This window comes from Thermus caldilimi, from assembly GCF_004684245.1.
Taxonomy (GTDB): Bacteria; Deinococcota; Deinococci; order Deinococcales; family Thermaceae; genus Thermus; species Thermus caldilimi.
This window is the reverse complement of the sequence record NZ_CP038452.1, coordinates 456,589-473,591: the sequence shown is the minus strand read 5'-3', so window position 1 is coordinate 473,591 and position 17,003 is coordinate 456,589. Positions and strand designations below refer to the sequence as shown.

General features: G+C 62.9%; 18 protein-coding genes and 1 pseudogene. 4 read left to right on the top strand and 15 right to left on the bottom strand.

Features of this window, described 5'->3' with window-relative positions:
• Positions 1–35: 35 nt before the first annotated feature.
• Complete coding sequence (locus tag EBI04_RS02335) at positions 36–983, top strand: tetratricopeptide repeat protein (protein ID WP_135255869.1); 948 nt, start codon at positions 36–38, stop codon at positions 981–983.
• The gene (locus tag EBI04_RS02330) at positions 980–2,857 is read left to right on the top strand and encodes an APC family permease (protein ID WP_135255868.1); all 1,878 of its coding nucleotides are present in this window, start codon (positions 980–982) and stop codon (positions 2,855–2,857) included. Before EBI04_RS02335 ends, EBI04_RS02330 begins: the two co-directional genes overlap by 4 nt.
• Here the strand turns inward: EBI04_RS02330 and EBI04_RS02325 are convergent.
• From EBI04_RS02325 to EBI04_RS13120, 13 genes and pseudogenes are all read right to left on the bottom strand, one after another.
• Entirely contained in the window at positions 2,854–3,795 is a 942-nt protein-coding gene (locus EBI04_RS02325; protein ID WP_135255867.1) for an AI-2E family transporter, read from the bottom strand. The two genes, EBI04_RS02330 and EBI04_RS02325, sit on opposite strands and share 4 nt — an antisense overlap.
• A gap of 85 nt (positions 3,796–3,880) precedes the next feature.
• Positions 3,881–4,201 carry a DUF1634 domain-containing protein gene (locus tag EBI04_RS02320; RefSeq protein WP_049775623.1) on the bottom strand — a complete coding sequence of 107 codons (321 nt, stop codon included), beginning with the start codon at positions 4,199–4,201 and terminating at the stop codon, positions 3,881–3,883.
• Positions 4,202–4,206: 5 nt separating this feature from the next.
• Complete coding sequence (locus EBI04_RS02315) at positions 4,207–5,043, bottom strand: sulfite exporter TauE/SafE family protein (protein ID WP_015717023.1); 837 nt, start codon at positions 5,041–5,043, stop codon at positions 4,207–4,209.
• Positions 5,044–5,047: 4 nt separating this feature from the next.
• Complete coding sequence (locus EBI04_RS02310) at positions 5,048–5,572, bottom strand: Rieske (2Fe-2S) protein (protein WP_015717022.1); 525 nt, start codon at positions 5,570–5,572, stop codon at positions 5,048–5,050.
• On the bottom strand, positions 5,573–7,843 hold the full coding sequence (locus EBI04_RS02305) for a glycoside hydrolase family 15 protein (RefSeq protein WP_135255866.1): 2,271 nt from the start codon (positions 7,841–7,843) through the stop codon (positions 5,573–5,575).
• A gap of 2 nt (positions 7,844–7,845) precedes the next feature.
• Complete coding sequence (locus EBI04_RS02300; RefSeq protein WP_135255865.1) at positions 7,846–8,472, bottom strand: 6-phosphogluconolactonase; 627 nt, start codon at positions 8,470–8,472, stop codon at positions 7,846–7,848.
• On the bottom strand, positions 8,462–8,944 hold the full coding sequence (locus EBI04_RS13400) for a hypothetical protein (RefSeq protein ID WP_240695347.1): 483 nt from the start codon (positions 8,942–8,944) through the stop codon (positions 8,462–8,464). Before EBI04_RS13400 ends, EBI04_RS02300 begins: the two co-directional genes overlap by 11 nt.
• A 92-nt stretch (positions 8,945–9,036) precedes the next feature.
• Positions 9,037–9,321 (bottom strand): annotated as a pseudogene (locus EBI04_RS13395) (NAD(P)-binding domain-containing protein); the annotation flags it as partial.
• A gap of 41 nt (positions 9,322–9,362) precedes the next feature.
• Complete coding sequence (locus EBI04_RS02290; RefSeq protein ID WP_234944462.1) at positions 9,363–10,673, bottom strand: glucose-6-phosphate dehydrogenase (NADP(+)); 1,311 nt, start codon at positions 10,671–10,673, stop codon at positions 9,363–9,365.
• Between the two features lie 53 nt (positions 10,674–10,726).
• Entirely contained in the window at positions 10,727–11,650 is a 924-nt protein-coding gene (locus EBI04_RS02285) for a c-type cytochrome (protein ID WP_135255864.1), read from the bottom strand.
• On the bottom strand, positions 11,647–12,483 hold the full coding sequence (locus tag EBI04_RS02280) for an SDH family Clp fold serine proteinase (RefSeq protein ID WP_041438272.1): 837 nt from the start codon (positions 12,481–12,483) through the stop codon (positions 11,647–11,649). Before EBI04_RS02280 ends, EBI04_RS02285 begins: the two co-directional genes overlap by 4 nt.
• Positions 12,483–13,700: a S1C family serine protease gene (locus EBI04_RS02275; protein WP_135255863.1), complete on the bottom strand. Its 1,218-nt coding sequence runs from the start codon at positions 13,698–13,700 to the stop codon at positions 12,483–12,485. Before EBI04_RS02275 ends, EBI04_RS02280 begins: the two co-directional genes overlap by 1 nt.
• A gap of 7 nt (positions 13,701–13,707) precedes the next feature.
• Complete coding sequence (locus tag EBI04_RS13120) at positions 13,708–14,241, bottom strand: hypothetical protein (protein ID WP_167481860.1); 534 nt, start codon at positions 14,239–14,241, stop codon at positions 13,708–13,710.
• Between the two features lie 128 nt (positions 14,242–14,369).
• Here EBI04_RS13120 and EBI04_RS02265 point away from each other — a divergent pair, with 128 nt between their 5' ends.
• Positions 14,370–15,311 carry a PIG-L deacetylase family protein gene (locus tag EBI04_RS02265; protein ID WP_135255862.1) on the top strand — a complete coding sequence of 314 codons (942 nt, stop codon included), beginning with the start codon at positions 14,370–14,372 and terminating at the stop codon, positions 15,309–15,311.
• On the opposite strand, the gene EBI04_RS02260 is transcribed toward EBI04_RS02265, so the two are convergent.
• Together EBI04_RS02260 and EBI04_RS02255 are read right to left on the bottom strand one after the other, a co-directional pair.
• The gene (locus EBI04_RS02260; RefSeq protein ID WP_135255861.1) at positions 15,308–15,826 is read right to left on the bottom strand and encodes a DUF421 domain-containing protein; all 519 of its coding nucleotides are present in this window, start codon (positions 15,824–15,826) and stop codon (positions 15,308–15,310) included. The genes EBI04_RS02265 and EBI04_RS02260 overlap by 4 nt on opposite strands.
• A 27-nt stretch (positions 15,827–15,853) precedes the next feature.
• Entirely contained in the window at positions 15,854–16,351 is a 498-nt protein-coding gene (locus EBI04_RS02255; protein ID WP_135255860.1) for a VIT1/CCC1 transporter family protein, read from the bottom strand.
• 152 nt (positions 16,352–16,503) lie between these two features.
• Between EBI04_RS02255 and EBI04_RS02250 the strand changes: the two genes are divergently transcribed.
• Positions 16,504–16,935: a PepSY domain-containing protein gene (locus EBI04_RS02250; protein WP_135255859.1), complete on the top strand. Its 432-nt coding sequence runs from the start codon at positions 16,504–16,506 to the stop codon at positions 16,933–16,935.
• The last annotated feature ends 68 nt before the right edge of the window (positions 16,936–17,003 follow it).

Here is a 17,003-nt window from a genome sequence, read left to right as displayed (position 1 = left end):
CCAGCAGGCCTGGGTCGGGTGTATATTCCTTTATCGTGGTCCCTTGGGTTTTAGCCTTTGTCCTGATCCTATCCCCCACTGCCTTGGCCTTTCCCCTGGAGAGCCCGGCTTTCCAGCGACTCGTAAAGGACTCCTACGACCAGGTTCCCGGAGCCCCTTCCTTTCTGGATTGGCTGAAGTCCGCCTACCGTAAGGGTTTTGCCAGATCCTCCCCTGGGGGCTACCCTGGGGATCTGGAGGAGGCCCTCCGCCAACTCTCCCACCGCCCTCCCGTAGAAGCCGCCACCTGGGCCTTCCAGGTGGTGAAGCGTCTACTGCCCCGGTTCAGCCTGGAGGAAGGCTACGAGTTCGCCTATGCCACCTTGAAAGGGGAACGGCAGTGCCTGCTCCAGGCCACCCTGGTCCAAGGTCTCTTGGAGAGCATGGGTTTTTCCGCTGGCATCTACATGGTGTGGAAAAACCCTGAGGGCCGGGAGAGCAACCTAGGCCACGCCGTGGCCGTGCTACGGCTTAAGGGAAAGGACTACCTGGTGGATCCCTCGGAACCCATTCCTTTCCCCCGGCACTTGGGGGTCTTCCTCAACACCAAGGAGGGGTACCGGTTTGCCGAACCCATCTACGCCCGGGATGGAGCCATTGTGGCCTACCGCATCCACGGAAGAAGGTGGCTTCCCGATGAGGTTGGGCCCCTGCCCTACGCTTTCGTCCGGAGCCAGTTCTATTACTATCGGGGCGAGCAGGCTCGAGGAGGGGTTCTTAAGCCCCCGAGGACTCCCACAGGCCTCGCCCGCTCCGAGGCTATGCTGAGGAAGGCCGTGGCCCTGGATCCCCGGAATCCTCTTGCCCGGTACCTCCTTGGGCTTACCCTAGCAAAGGAGGGAAGGGGGATGGAGGCCAAGTCCCTACTCCTCGAGGCCCATGCCCTCTACCGGGCCTATGGCCACGTACCCCGTAGCGTGGCCGCTATCCTTAAGGGTCTATGAAACCCCCTGCTTCTCCCCCCGGTTCAGGGCACCCGGAAGACGAGGGGCGCTACCCCTGGTGGAAGGTTCTCTGCCTCACAGGGGTTGACCTCTTCTCCTCCCTGGGCTACCAGCCGGGGATCGCCCTTTTGGCCGCGGGGCTCCTGTCCCCTTTGGCCAACCTGGCCCTGGTCCTCTTCGCCTTCCTGGCGGTCTACCCCGTCTACCGCCGGGTAGCAGAGGAAAGCCCACACGGTGAGGGATCCATCGGGCTTCTCACCCGGTTGATCCCCGGCTGGCGGGGCAAGGTCTTGGTTTTGGTGGTCCTGGGCTTCATGGCCACGGACTTCATGATCACCATCACCCTCTCCGCTGCCGACGCCGCCGTTCACTTCCTGGGCAACCCCCTGGCTCCCTCCTGGCTTCAGGGACACCAGGTGGGCCTCACCCTTCTGCTTATTGGCCTCCTGGGCTTCGTCTTCTACCTGGGGTTCCGGGAGGCCATCGGCCTGGCGGTACCCATCACCCTGGGGTATCTCTTCCTCAACGGAGTAGTCCTCCTCTCCGCCCTGCCCCACGTGCGCCCGGAGCACCTGGAGGACTGGTGGCGGAAGCTCCTTTCCAGCCAGCCCGACCCCCTAGGCCTGGTGCTGGCCACAGCCCTAGCCTTCCCCAAGCTGGCCCTGGGGCTTTCCGGTTACGAAACCGGGGTAGCCGTCATGCCCTTGATCCAGGGTCTGCCCGGGGATACCCCGGAGCGCCCCTGGGGCCGCATCCGGGGAACATACCGCCTCCTCTTTGCCGCAGCCCTCGTCATGGGTATCTTCCTCTTAGGGGCGGGCTTCGCCACCACCCTCCTCATCCCCCAGGAGCTATGGGGCAGCGAGGAGGTTTCCGGCAGGGCAATAAGCTTTCTGGCCCACCGCTACCTGGGGGAAGACTTCGGCACCCTTTACGACCTCCTTTCCATCGTCATCCTCTGGTTCGCTGGGGCCAGCGCCATGGCGGGCCTCCTTACCATCGTCCCCCGCTACCTTCCCCGCTTTGGCATGGCCCCGGAATGGGCTAGGAAACAACGTCCCATGGTCCTTTTCTTCACCGGGGTGGCCTTTGCCCTCACCCTCCTTTTCCAGGCCCGGGTGGAGGCCCAGGCAGCTGCCTACGCCACCGGCGTGCTGGTGGTCATGACCTCCGCTGCCCTTTCGGCGGCCCTGCTGGCGGAGCAGGAGAAGCGTCCCGAAAGCGGGTACTACCGCCTCCTCCTCCCCCTCTTCGCCTACGTGCTTCTGGCCAACGTCCTGGAGCGACCGGATGGGGTGAAGATCGCCTCCTTTTTCATTGCGGCCACCCTGATCATCTCCCTGCTCTCCCGGACCCTACGGGCGTTTGAACTCAGGGTGGAGGGCTTCCAGCTGGACGAGATGGCCGAGCAATTTGTGTCCCAGCTTAAGGCGCAGGAGGCCCCCATCCGCCTGGTGGCCCACCGGCCGGAGCGAGGAGGCCGGGGGGTGTACTGGGAGAAGGAGCGCCGCATCCGCGAGGCCACCCACATCCCGGTGGGGGATCCCATTTACTTCGTGGAGGTCTTTGTGCAGGATCCTTCGGAGTTCACCGCCCAAGCCCGGGTCTGGGGGGTGGACCGCCCTGAGGCCCGCATCTTCCGCATCCTGGGTACAGCGGCACCCAATACCCTGGCTGCTTTTTTGCTCTACCTGAGAAACCGCACCGGCCGACGGCCCCACATTTACTTCGAGTGGTCGGACGAGGGACCCCTGCAGGCTGCCTTAGACTTCCTCCTTTTCGGGGAAGGGGATGTACCCACCCTTACCCATGAGATCCTGCGCCGCACCGAACCCGATCGGAGCCAGCGCCCCTTCGTGCACGTGGGAGGCTAGCGCCGCCAGTGCTTCAGGATTCCCGCCCCCAGGATGGTCATGGGTACCGCCAGGAATATGCCCAGAAAACCGAAGAGCTTGCCGAAGGCGAAGATGGCGAGGAGCACCAGGGCGGGATGAAAGCCCACGGTGCGCCCGTAGATATAGGGAATGAGGACCTTTCCCTCCAAAAGGGCGATGACCCCATAACCCGTAAGCACAAGTAGCGCCGCCAAAGGGCCCTTGGCCGAAAGGGCCACCAATGCCGCCAGGGAAGCGGTGGCGATCCCGCCCACAAAGGGCACCACCTCCAAGACCCCGCCCAGCACCCCCAGGGCGAAGGGGCTGGGAACGCCAAGGATGAAAAGCCATCCCCCAAAGAGGAGGGCAAAGGAGAGGGCGATGAGGAACTGAGCCCGGGCCCAGTAGCCCATGCGCTTCCAGGTATCCTCCAGCACCTCGGTCCAGCCGCTCCCGGGAAGGTACGGTGCCGCCCGGGCCACCAAGTGGGGCTCGAGGGCGATCATCACTGCAAGAACCAGGGCCAAAACCATCTCGGAAACCGTCTCCCCCACCCTGAGGAGAAGATCCCCGGCCACGTGGGCGGAGGAAGCCAGGGAGGAGGCCAGGTCAGGGAGGGAAAGGGCCAGGTTATCCTGAAGCCACTTGAGGACCATGGGCAAGAGTTCCCCCAGGTGGTGGAACTGCAGGACCAGGAGGGGTGCAGCCAGGTAAAACCCCAGGCCCATCACCCCCAGGACCATGAGGTAGGCCAGGAAAACGGCAGAGGGTCGGGGAAGCCTGCGGGCAAAAAGCCCCACCAAGGGATCTAAGGCAGCAGCCAGGGTAAAGGCGAGGAAGACCCAGAGCAAAAGGTTGTAGAGGCGGCCGAGGGCCCAAAGGGCCAGCAGGAAAAGGGCCAGGCTTAAAAACCAGCGGCGGACAGGTGGCGTTTCCATAGGCAACAACCCCCCTTATGCTAGAGCCTGGCACCTCCGGAACAAAGGACCGACCACCCCATCCCAACCCTCGTCCCAACGGGGGTTAAAGGTAGCCCAAAAGGCTTCCCAAAAGCACCAGGAGCACCCAAAAGGTGATAAGAGCAAAAGTCCAATCCCGCTCCTCCAGGTAAAGGCCCAAGGCCAGGGCCACTCGGGCCACGGGGGTCAGGATCAGGAGCAAAAGGCCCAGGTGGATCAACCCAGTGGGGCTCAGACCCCGATGCACGTCCACGCCCTTCAGAGCGCGGTCCAAGAGAATCTCCCTTTGCCCGTCAACCATGAAATACCAAAGCCCCCCCACGCTTACCAGAAGAGCGGCAAGGAGCACCCCCGTGCGCAGGACCCAGGAAAGCCAGCGCTCCATCCGCCTCACTTCCCAACCCCCTGAGCTACCATTTGCAAGCCAAGGGCCGCGATAACCAGGGCAAAGAGGGTTCGCAACCACGAGGTAGAGCTTCGCGGCAAGATCCTTGCTCCCAGGAAGGCGCCAAGGAGTACACCCAGCATCACCGGAAAGCTCACCCTGGGGTCAATGTAACCCTGCCTAAGGTAAATGCCAGCGCTGGCGGCGGCCGTGACTCCGATCATGAAGTTGGAAGTGGTGGTGGAAACCTTATAAGGAAGCCCCATAACCCGGTCCATGGCCAACACCTTGACGGCCCCCGACCCGATGCCAAGAAGTCCGGAGAGAACCCCCGCCAACCCCATAAGGCCCAGGCCCGCCAACAGGCGGCGCACCCCATAGGCCCGCTCCCCCTCAGGGCTGGGAAGGCCTCCTTCCAATCGCAACCTTTTCGCCAGGGGATCCGAGTCCTTGGGATCTATGGGCTGGTCCTCGAGGCGACCTTGGTAGCTTAAGTAGGCGGAGTGAAGTAAGACAAGGCCAAACACCAGGGCCACAAGCCGTTTGGGCAGGACACCGAGTAGGCCTGCACCCAAGAGGGCCCCAAGGGTGGTGGCTAGCTCCAAGAACATACCCAGCCGGAGATTGGTGTACCCTTCCCGTACATAGGCAGCAGCAGCCCCACTGCTGGTGGCGATCACCGACACCAAGGAAGCCCCCAAAGCGTGGTGCAGGTCTACCCGGAAGACCAGCACCAAAAGGGGCACCAACACCACCCCTCCCCCTAGGCCCGTGAGTGCCCCCAGAAACCCCGCCAGGGTACTGCCCAGGAAAACCCCCAGGCTAAACTCCCAAACGCTCATTCCTCTAAACTACTCCCACCGGCCCCGTGAAGGGACCCGCCACCACCCGATCCTGGGCCAGATCGTACTCCCCGCCATGGCAGGGGCATTGGGCTAACTGCTTCTGGGGATGCCACAGGCTCACGATGCAACCCAGGTGGGTGCAAACCGCAGAATAGGCCACGACGCCCCCTACGGCATGCTGCCGCACTTCGGGAACCAGGGATGCAGGGTCCAGGTGTATCACCAGGAGAGTGCTTTTGGCATCCCCGTTTCGGATGACCCTGGTCTTGGGATCCATGGGGTAGGCCAGAACGAAGGGCCCACCCAAGGGAAGCCTCCCGGGGTCAATGGGAGTTCCCTCTTTGTAACCTGCTGCGTAGACCATGTCCCCTACCTGAGGCGGAAGCTTATCGGGGGTCTGCGAAGGTTTGGGAATGAGGTCTTTGGCCACCAAGAGTGCCGAGAGTGTGGCGAAACCCATGCTGGTGCCTATCAGGGCCAGGATCAAGCGCCGCTCACGCCTTAGTGTGGGATCCTCCCGTTCCATCTAACCCCTCCGCACTTGGTAGTCCCTTCCTTCCCAGCGGTTCTCGTCCGGGTAAAAGAAGGTGAAGTTTACCTCGGAATGATCCTCGAGGTCCAAAAGAACCCCGTAGAGCCCAAACGGCAGGGGTTCCGCCTCTACATCCTCAGGATCCTTCCATCCCTCCCAGCCCAAGTGGAGCCGGAAAGGCTTGCGGCACTCCACCAGAAGGCGTTCCGTGGGGGAAAGCCGAAGAACGGGGACCTCCCGCCGCCAATGGCGCACCTGCGGCGACGACCCCCGCTCGTAGCGCTCCATCACCCGTCCTAGGCGCTCCACGGGACCGGTCCGTTGGTGATAGGCCGTGTAGAGCTTCAAGTACTCCGCATGGGCCCAAAGAAGAGGTTGGGCGCTACCGGTAGGGCGGCCCGGAAGAAGCCCCTTTTCCGGGATAGGATCCGCATCCCATACCTGCTCAGGGATGAGCCTACCACGCCCGGTCCCCCGGGCCATGCTCCTTAGGTAGGGGCACGGGTCTTCCCCGGAAAGCAGTGCGTACATTCCCCGCTCCCCGGTAAGAAGGGGCCAGGCCCGGCCCTGGCCAGTGCCGTCAAAGGCGCTTCCATCCCCATGCTCCCCGTATCCATCCTCCGGGTAGCGACGGTAGAAAATGCCGGTGGGAAGATCCACCCGAAGATGCCTGTCCACCAGGGCCAGGGTAGAAACGATGCGAGGGTCTTGGGGACGTCGCAGACCCAGGCGCACCAGCCACAAAAACTCCAGGCCCAGAAGCTCCGCCACATCCACGGCCACACCAGCTCGGTTGGCCACCTGAACCCGACCCCTGGGACCCAGGGGACCCGAAGGGGATAAGCGAACATAATGGCCCTCCACACCTACCGCCCGGTCCAGCCCCGAACCCTTCACGTAGCACCATTCCTCAATGCGCGCATTCCAACAGTCCGCAAGGGAAAGCGCATACTCCGCCTCCTCCCCCTGCAAAAAGCCGTATAAGGCAGCCCCAGACAGGGCGGCAACGCTTACGGCCAAGGTAAAGGGGGAAAGGCCAGGGCTTTCCTCCCAGCGGTCCTGGGGGCTCACCGGACCCTCCCGGGCCAGAAAGCCCACTGCCCGCCGCACCATCTGGCGGAGAGGGCCGTTTGGGGAAAGTTGCCCCAACTCCCTAAACTTTAGGGCCAGAAGGACGGGCAAAGCGGCTTCATCCATTTGCACGCCCTGCCAGTAGGCCCGGCCATCCGGGTAGAAATTCTGCGCCCAGTGGCCATCCTCGGCCTGAACAGCCGCCAGGTAGGTGAGGATCCCTCGAGTCTCGGCGAACTGCCCAAGGCCCAGGTAGGCGAAGGCCACCTCCACCAGGTCCCGGCTCCAAACCAGATGGTAGCCCCCAGGGTCGTCCCGGGTATTGCCCCAGGGCACGGACAGGCTCGCCACCAAGGCCCCGGGGTAGGTGCGGTCCTCGTGCACCTTGAGGACGTGGTAGGAAACCTGTGCCTCCCGTAAGAGTTCCTCATCCTCTCCGGGAAACTGGGGTGGCGCTATCTCGCTCCAGGTGGCAGAGGCTTTTTCCTGGATCGTTTCTATACCTTCCCCCAGGGCAGACCGCCCTAGGGTGAGGGCCCCCTCCGGGGTAGTGGCGAAGGCCAAGGCCATAACGCCCTTCTTTCCCTCCAGCTCACCCATGAGGGCCACGTTGCCATCCGTGGCCCTGGCAAAGGTCCAGGTCATAGCCCCGTTTTGGGCAAAATCTTGCCAGCCATCCGAGAAACCCACATAACCTGCGCTTCCCCTAAGGAACGGGCCCAGGAGGGCTAGGGCCTCGGATCCCTTGGCCGCCAGAAGTGCGCCCTCCTTCACCCAGGCGGTGTTCCCATAACCCGTTCCCCCAAGGTGGGGAGCGAGGAGGGGATACAGGCGAAAGCCTTCCCCCTCCAGGGTATAACCGATCAGCAGGACATCCCGTTGGGGATCGGGGACCAGTTCCAGGGTAAGGCGGTACTCCTCGCCCTCGTGTACCACGCGCACCGTGGGGAAGAGGGGCGTGGCCTCGAGGCGATAGCGGTTAACCCGCTTCACCTCCGCCCAGAACCCCCTTTTCGCCACGATGAAGCCCAGGTCCCGCATCTGGGGACGGCCGGTGGCGGGCCAGTAAACCTCGTTGAGGATCCCGCGGCCCAGGGTGTACCAGACCCGGCTTCTCCCAAGGGCCGTGCCTATCCAGTCCTTTGCGCTGCTGGCCCAGGTGGGCGGAATCCCCGGCTTACCAAAGGCCTCCATGCTCACACCTCTTGATCGGTGAAGATCCACTTCTCTTCGGCCCGAATGCGGTTAGGCGGGAGGTCCTCTCCCCTGGCCACCCGAAGGATGGCCTGCCGTTTGGCCGGACCCAGGGCCAGGAAGAGAACCAGGCGAGTGCCAGAAAGGGCCTTAGGGGTGAGGGTTAGGCGGAGGGAAGGGTATGTGGGCCCCACCGCCACCTCCACCAGGCGGGAGGACCCCAGGGCAGGACTCCCGGGAAAAAGGCTTGCGGTGTGCCCTTCCTCACCCAGCCCCAAAAGGGCAAAATCAAAGGGTAAGAAAGGGCGAATCCGTTCCTCCATCCAGTCCCGAGCCTGCTCAGGGGAAAGCCCCAGGGGAAAGGGAAGGAGCCGCTCCCTTAGAGGCCCCAGGGCCTGGCCTACCCGGTAGAGGTTGGTTCCGGGATCCCCCGGTTCCAGCCAGCGCTCGTCCGACAGGAGCAAAACCCCAGGATAGCGGACCCCCTGCCGGGCAAGGGCCCGATACACGGGTAGAGGGGTTTCCCCTCCGGCTAAAACCCCGCAGGAGGCGTAGAGCAAGTTCTCCATAAGCCAGGCAAGGGCTCCCGCCAGGGCCGCCTGCGGGCTAGGGAAGGTTTTAACCCTCATCCTCCCTCCTCACCGCATGGCCGCCAAAGGCCCGGCGCAATAGGGCTAAGAGCCGGAAGCGCAGGTCGGCCCGGCCCTGGCTTTTCCAGCGAGCGAACAAGGCCTGGGCCATGGCCGGTAGGGCAACCCCTCGGCGCAGGCCCTCCTCCACCGCCCAGCGCCCCTCGCCCGAATCCTCCACCAACGGGGCTATCCCCTCCAAAGGGCCCTGGACTACCTCGGCTAGCCTGTCCAGAAGGAAGCTCCTCACGATGGTCCCCTGGCGCCAAGCGGAAAGGATGCGGGCTGGATCCAAACCCAACTCCTCCCGGCCAGCATAGAGGAGTTCTGCGCCCTCCGCATAAGCTTCCATAAGGGCGTACTCCACCCCGTTGTGTACCATCTTGGTGTAGTGCCCCGCCCCCAGCGTCCCCGCGTGCACCCACCCTCCCTCCGGGGCCAGGGCTGCCAGGTAGGGTTCAAGCCGGGCCACCCATCTGGCCTCCCCTCCCACCATAAGCCCGTAACCTTCCTTGGCCCCCAGAGGCCCCCGGAAACCCCCACATCCACGAAGCCCACCCCCTTTTGGGCTAGGGCTTCCCCCCGGCGCTGGCTTTCCCGGTAGAAGGAGTTTCCTCCATCCACCACCAAATCTCCTGGGGAAAGGTGAGGGGTCAAGCCCTCGAGAACGCTGTCCACGGCCCCGGCCGGCACCATGAGCCAGAAGGTCTTGGGCGAAGGAAGTTGCCCCGCAAGGGCCACCAAGCTCGTGGCCAACCCTATACCCTCTTTCCCGGCCCAGGCCTGAGCCTCCAGATCCGGGTCATACCCCACCACCGGCAGACTCCGGGCCCGCCACCTCTTGGCCATGCCCAAACCCATGCGTCCCAGCCCTATCAACCCCAGCATCTTCACCCCCTTAGGGAAACCCAGGCATGGCCAGGCTTCAGGATCCCCATCTGGCCCCTAGGTCCCTCGCTTCCCTGGGGATAGACCTCGGGTTCCCCCTCTTCCCAAGCCTTCAGCACGGGGTCAAGGATGCGCCAGGCCTCCTCCACCTCCTCCTGGGAAGGAAAAGGGGTGAGGTCCCCGGATAAGGCGGCAAGGAGCACTTCCTCGTAGGCGTCGAACTCGGGCTCGGGCCCCAGCCGGAAGGAAAGGGTTTCCGGCTTGCCCCTTCCCAGCAGGGTCAGGTCCAGTCCCACCTCTGGGCTCAGGCGAAGGAGAAGCCCGCCCCTTTGGCCCTCGGGGGAGGAATGAAAAGCCAGGAAGATGAAGCCGGACCGCGCCGCTAGGCGCTTGCCGCTCCGCAGGTAGAAAGGTACGCCAAGCCACCTGGGAGCATGGGTAGCAAGCCTTACGGCCACAAAGGTTTCGCGCGGGGAATCCGGGGCCACCCTGGGCTCTTCCAGGTAACCCTGGTACTGGCCGCGGACGGCCAGGCGGGGCTCCGCCGTCTGCACCGACCGCAGGGCCTCCGCCCTCTGGGCGCGAATGGAGGCGGCTTCCAGACGGGAAGGGGGTTCCATGACCACCAGGGCCAGGAGTTGGAGCAGGTGGTTCTGAAGCATGTCCCGTAAAGCCCCGGCCTGCTCGTAATAACGGGCTCTTCCCTCGAGGCCCAAGGTCTCCGCATAGGTGATCTCTACCCAGGCGACTCCCTTCCGCTCCCACAAGGCTTCAAGGGAAGGGTTCCGATAGCGAAGCTCCAGGAGATTGGTCACGGAGGTCTTGCCCAGGAAGTGGTCTACCCTGAGGATCTGGTCTTCCCGAAAGTAGCGTTGGAGAAGCCGGTTCAAGGCCTGTGCGGAAGCCAAGTCGTAGCCGAAGGGTTTTTCCACAGCAATCCGCCTCCAACCCGTGTTTTCCTGGGCCAGATTGAGCTCACCCAAGGCCAACACCGCCTTTGGAAAGAGGCTTGGGGGCAGGGCCAGGTAGAAGAGGGCCGGCCCCTCCAGGTGGCGCAAGGGGGAAAGCCCTTCCGGGGAGATCTCCGCGTTCCGGTAGCGGATGGATCCCTTCAGCCGCTGCCAGGCAGAAAGGTCCAGACCCGGCTTTTCCCGGAGGGCTGCCTCGAGGTGGGCAAGAAGCTCCCCGGTGTCCCAGCTCTCTGCGCCAAACCCCCATATCCTCAGGGGAGGAAGCTGACCCTGCCCTTGGAGCCTCACGAGGGCTGGCACAAGAAGGCGCCGGGCCAGGTCCCCGCTGATCCCCAAGACCACCAAATGGGTAACGGGCCCTCCTGAAGCAGCATGGTCCGCCGAGGCTCTCCCCATCATGGTCTCACCGGCTGAACTTCCTTAACCTCATCCAGCACCTTGGAGGTGTAAACCCCTAGCTCCCCTGAGGGAGGAAGGTGTTCTTGTAAGCGGAAGGTGGGCCGGGGCTGGCTGTCCACATAAGCGGCGATGTCCCGGGCCTCGTCGGGGGATAAGTTGGGGTTACCCAGGGGCATGGCCCCGTGGACGAAGGCGGCCAGATTCCTCCAGTTGGCCATCCCGGCACCGGCGTTGTAGGATTTCGGACCCCAAAGGGGGGGTCCTACTTGTCCCTGGCCCTCAGCCCCATGGCAGACAGCACACTTGGCTTGGTAGAGGCTCTTCCCCCGTTGCGCGTCCGCTCGGGTCCAGTCCACCGAGAGGGGCTTTAAGGCATTGGGTCCGGTGGGGCTTTTGGGGTTCATGTGCAGGGGCATGCCCTGGGAAAGGGAAGCGATGTAAGCCTCGAGGGCCACCAGAACCGGACCCCCTAATGGGGGAAGGGTACCATTGAGGCTCCGCATAAAGCAGTCCCCAATGCGGTTTTGCAGGGTGATGACCGCCTTTTCCCGAGGGGAGTAGGCGGGGAAGGCGGTGGCAGTGCCCACCAACGTGAGCCCCTTGGGATCCGTGCCCCCATTTAGGTGGCAGGAGGTGCAGCTGAGGGCGTTGCCCACATAGGCCTTGCTCAAGGGATGGTCCTTGGTGTTCATGAAGATGTCCTTACCAAGGGCCACGGTCTGGTCTAGACTCCCAGGAAAGTCCTGGGGGAGGGCAGGGATAGAGCCACTGATGTTGGCGGTAGCGGAACCCTTGCTTACCCCCTGTTCACGCAAGGCCAGGTAGTTGAGGGCAAAGTAAAAAGTGGTGCCTGCAAAGGCCACAAGAAGCGCCAGAAGGATGGTCTGGGTAAGGCCTAACGGTTCCTGTTTTCGTCTCATTCTTGACCCCCTTTGGTATAGGGAAGGGGAATGTACTGCACGCTGGGTCGCCGAATCTGGGTCTGGGGGTACAGGCTCATAAGGGCGTACACCTCCCGAGGCATACTGGTGGATACAGGAAGGCCGAGTCCCCTGGCCTCTTCCACCGTGATGGGGTAATCGTGGGTCCAGGTGCCTTGGGAAAGGAGGCGGGCAGTGGTGGCGGCCCTCTCCGGGTCCATGTGCTTTGCCAGAAGCTTTTCTGCCAGTTCCGCCACCTGTTTGATGGCCTTGGCAGCCATGTCTGCCCTGATGAGGGTAGCATCCTCGATCTTATCCAGGGGCTTGCTCTGAACCAGGGCAAGGAGGCTCGCCGCCGGATACTCTCCGATCTGCGGATCCACTGGGCCCAGGACCGCGTTCTCATCCATGATGATTTCATCGGCGGCCAGGGCGATTAACGTTCCCCCAGACATGGCATAGTGGGGAACGAAGACGGTTACCTTGGCCGGGTGTTTCAGGAGAGCCAGGGCAATCTGCTCCGCCGCCAGGACCAACCCCCCGGGGGTGTGGAGAACGAGGTCGATGGGCATACCGGGATCCGTGAGGCGGATGGCCCTTAGCACCTCCTCGGAGTCGTCCACGTCAATGTACCGGGCCACGGGAATCCCGAGAAGATTGATGGCCTCTTGGCGGTGGATCAGGGTGATGACCCGGCTTCCCCGCTTCCTTTCAAGGCTTAGGATCTGCCGGGTGCGGGCGGCCTCGAGGGCCTGGCGCTGGAAATAGGGGCTCAAGAAGGCAAAGACGAGGAAAAGCCAGAAGAGGTTGTTGATCAGGCTACCGAAATCCATCACCTACCCCTTTCCGGCATCACCCGGACCTGCAGGATCCGACCCTGCCGCCAAACCTTTAGGACCACCGTCTCGCCTGGACCCAGGTTGGCCAAGAGGTTCTGCAGGTCCCATGGCTGGTCCAGGGAGTTCCCGTTAGCCTCGAGGATCACGTCGCCGTCCACCCCCACCCGAAGGCCTTGCCCGCTCGCCGGATCGGCCAGCGTAACAAAGCGGCTCGCCCCCTTTAGCCCTGCTAAGGCGGCAGGGGAACCCGGGGCCACCTTCTGAACCAAAAGACCCTGGTCCGGAAAACGGTACTGGGCCCGCAAGGTGGGTGGCAGGGCGCTCAGGGGAAGAACCTCTACCCCTAGCCTCGGCCTCCTGGCCAAGACCTCCCCTTCTGTGACCTGCCTCCCCGCCTTCATGGCGGGTAGCCACTCCTTCACCAAGTTGATGGGGATGGCGAAGCCTACCCCGGAATACTGGGGCGCTCCCACCTGCCCCGTGGGGGAAAGGATTGCGGTATTCACTCCGATCACCTCACCCCGGGAATCCAATAGGGGCCCACCGGAGTTTCCCGGATTGATAGGGGCATCGGTCTGGAGAAGCTTGGGCACCAAGGGATCCACGGCCCCGGGGTTTTGCCGGATGGCGGAGATCACCCCGGTGGTCACGGTAAACTCCAAGCCAAAGGGATTGCCGATAGCGATGGCCTTCTGGCCCACCAAGACCCTGTCTGAGTCCCCAAGGGGCAACACCACAGGGGGCTTGGCATCGGTTTTGAGCAGGGCCAAGTCCAAGGAGGGTACGGAGCCCACCACCCAAGCGGGATACGCCCTGGGATCCCCTTGAAGGCGTACCTGGATGCGTTCCGCCCCCTGCACCACGTGATAGTTAGTGAGGATGTAACCTTTGAGGTCCACAAAGAACCCGGATCCCGTACCCACCTGCGGAGGCTGGAGAAAGGGAGCGAAAAAGGGGGCAAACTGGGGCGGCACGTTGGGAGGCAGGGTTTGTCCGGGAAGGAAGCTTTGCACCAGAACCACCCCCGGGCCGTAGCGGGCAGCGATCTCCACCGTGTTGGCCTCATCCGGAAGAAGCCCTTGCAGGTTTCCGGACGAAGGGAGTGGCGGCGGTGCGCTGCCCTGTCCGTCGGCCCGATCCAGAGCCCACCAAAGCATGCCGCCCGAAAGCGCCACCAGCGCCAGGACCAGGGCTGCGTGCTGCCGGGACATGGGGACCTCACCTAGAAGTAGTAGCGGGGGAAGTCACCAGCCAGCCCACACCGGCCCCCACGATAGGATGGGAAAGCCGTCCGTTGCGATGCCTTGGCCCCAGGGGAAAGATCTCCACGTTGGGCTTCACCGGATTGGGGGCCACGCTAGGGGGACTGGTCAGGCTCACATCCAGGTAGTGGGAATCAGGCGTAATGGCGGGGCCATAGTAGGAAAAGTGGAGAGGCTTGGCAAAGCGCAGGATCCTTTGTCCGGTCTTGAGATCGGTAACCCGCAGGGCAAAGGCAAAGACCACCTTTTCCCCCTGGGGAGCGTAGGCCTGCCAGTAAGCAGGGTCCCCGGTCAGGATTTCCAGCCGCACAGGATCCTGTCCGAAGGCCCCAGAGGGTACCGTGAGAACCAAGCCGCCCAGCCCAAGGCGCATGTAATCCCACGGCTGGACGATAAGGCTTGCCGTCACGGTGGGAAAGCCAAACTGGGCAGGGTCTGGAGGTTGAACCTGGGCCTGGGCCAAAGCCAAAACCAACGTTGCTGCTACCATCCACAACCGCCTGAGCATAACCACCTCACCTCCACCCTTAGCGTGGTCCGCCTGTCTGTAGCCCACCTGAAACCCCGACCTCTACCCCGGCAAGTGTTCCGTGTTAGGTTGAAGCTGTGGGGCGGCGGATGGCCATTGGGTTTTTCGTTTTTCTAATCCTGCTGACAGCCTTGGTAATCAACGCACCTTGGCTTCTCCAACAGGGGTATGCATGGTACTATCGGGGCCGGGTTGGTGCCTTAACACCCTGGGAAGGGTCGTTCCGGCAGAGGCTCCTGGTCTTGGCCCCCCACCCCGATGACGAAACCCTGGCTGCGGGTGGCCTGATCCAGAAGGTACAGGCCTCAGGAGGACAGGTGTTCATAGCCTGGATGACCCTGGGGGATGGTTTCCAGTGGGACGCCGCTCTCTTGGACCGTACCCTTAGGCCCAGGCCTGAAGACCTTAGGAAACTGGCGGAAAGGCGCCTTGGGGAAGCCAAGGCGGCGGCCCGCACCTTAGGGGTTCCCGAGAACCACCTCTTCTTCCTGGGGTATCCGGACCGGGGTCTTCTTCACCTGTTCCTGGAAAACTTTTTCACCCCCTACCGCTCCCCCGCCACCCGCATGGATCGCGTGGCCTACCCCGGCACCGTCTCCCCAGGGGCCCCCTACACGGGGGAGGCCTGGGAAACGGACTTGCGACGTATCCTGGAGCGGGTGGCCCCGGATATCGTGGTGGCGCCCGCCCCCGAGGATGCCCACGTGGACCACCGCGCCACGGCTTACATGGCCTTGAGGCTCCTAGGGGAGCGAGGATGGCTCTCCAGGCTCCGTTTCTACATCGTCCACGGGGGGCTGGAGTGGCCCTTGCCTAAAGGCCTTCACCCCGGGCTCTATCTGGAACCGCCTCCCAGGGGCCGGCACCTCGCCTGGCAGCGCCTGGACCTCACTCCGGAGGAGGAGGCAAGGAAACTGCAAGCCCTTAAAGCCCATCGTAGCCAGATGGAGATTCTCGGGCGCTTCATGGAGGCCTTTGTGCGGAAGAACGAGCTTTTTACTCCCGCCTCCAACCCGCCCATGGCCCCCTAGCGGTTTCGGCTGGAGCGTACCTTCCTAAGGCGCTTAGGCAAGAGGTGATCCCTGGGTACCACGCTGATGGTGCCGTCCACTTCCAACACAGCGCTTAGCACGTCCTCAAGGTGCCCTACTCCATGCTCGCGAAGGGCAGCCATGAGCTCCTCGAGGTCCACTCCTTCCCGCAACAGGTTGTCGGGGATAGGCTTTCCATCATGGACCAAAAGGGTTGGGTGCCCAAGAAAGCTCCGCCGCAGGGGACTTTGAGAGAGGAGCCGGTCCAAGGCCAGCAGCAGTCCAGCCCCCAGCAACCCACCCACGAGGCTGTTGTCCGGGCCGATCATGGCATTTTGCACCACGTTGGATAGCAGTAAGAGGGTAAGAAGGTCTAAAGGAGTCATCTGGCCTAAGACCCGCTTCCCGCTCAGCCGGAGGTACGCGAGGAGAACCAGGTAAACCACAGCCACGCGCAGAAGGGTGAACAACACCGTGGTGGGGTCTCCCAAAACTTCCCGGACATGCTCGACCATAACACCATGATGAACCCCCCTCTGGGCTCAACCCCCGAAGCGACCCAGGGTCAAGCCCACGAAGAAAACGATCAAACCCCCTCCGAGCACCTGAATCACAGTGCTCCACAAGGAGCTTTTCATATAGCGGTACCGGATCCAGGCGATGGCGAGGAGCTCCACCACCACCACCATGGAGGCCAGGAGGAGGGCCAGCCTGATCTGAGGGATCAGGAAGGGCAGGGTGTGAAACGTACCTCCCAGGAAGGTGGCTAACCCTGTAACACCTCCTCTTAGCAAGGGGTGCCCCCGGCCCGAAAGCTTCCCGTCGTCGGAAACCGCTTCCGCCAGGCCCATGGAAATCCCCGCCCCCAAGGCTGCGGCCATGCCTACCAGAAAGGCACTATGGGGTTGCCCTGTAAGCTCAGCAGCCGCAAACAGAGGAGCCAGCGTAGCCACAGATCCGTCCATGAGGCCAAGAAGGGCGGGTTGAACCACCTGAAGGACCAGATGGCGCTCACTTTGAACCAGGTCGGCCAGCTTCATGGGTACCAGTATAGGGAGTAGGTCAACCAAATACAAGTAGTTATCGTTCGCAATAAGTTATCATCCTCATCTCATGCCTTGTCACCGCCATGCAAGGTTGCCCCCCTAGGGTAAGGGTGTCCGGGCGGAAGGCTCGGAAAAAGGAGGCGAAGATGAAGAGGAACGCAAAGTGGATCCTGTTGGCCCTTGGCAGCTTGGCAAGCGTTATGGCTGTAGCCCAGAAGGGTATGGGTGGGAACTCCTCCAGCCAAGCCGGCGCCCAGTCCCCTAGCTATGTGGGGAGCATCCCTGTGCAGGAGGACGCTACCTCCCAGGCCTACCAGTCCCTGGCCAAGGTCACGGCGGACGAAGCGGTACGGGTGGCTCAAAAAGCCCTGGGCACCCAGGCTTCCCCAACGGCAGTGAAGCTTTCCGTGGAGAACGGCTACTTGGCTTGGGAAGTGGTGATCACTGGCCAGGAGGTAAAGGTGGATGCCGGCAACGGGCAGGTGCTCCACAAGGAAGCTACAGGCTACGAGGAGCACGAGGGCAAGGGAGGTGAGCACGAGGATCAAGGAGGGGAAGAAGGAGAAAGTGAGGAATAAGTAAGCCTTAAACTTATCCTAGCCTCGGGGCCGACCGGCCCCGAGGCTAGGATTCTGACCGGGAGGAC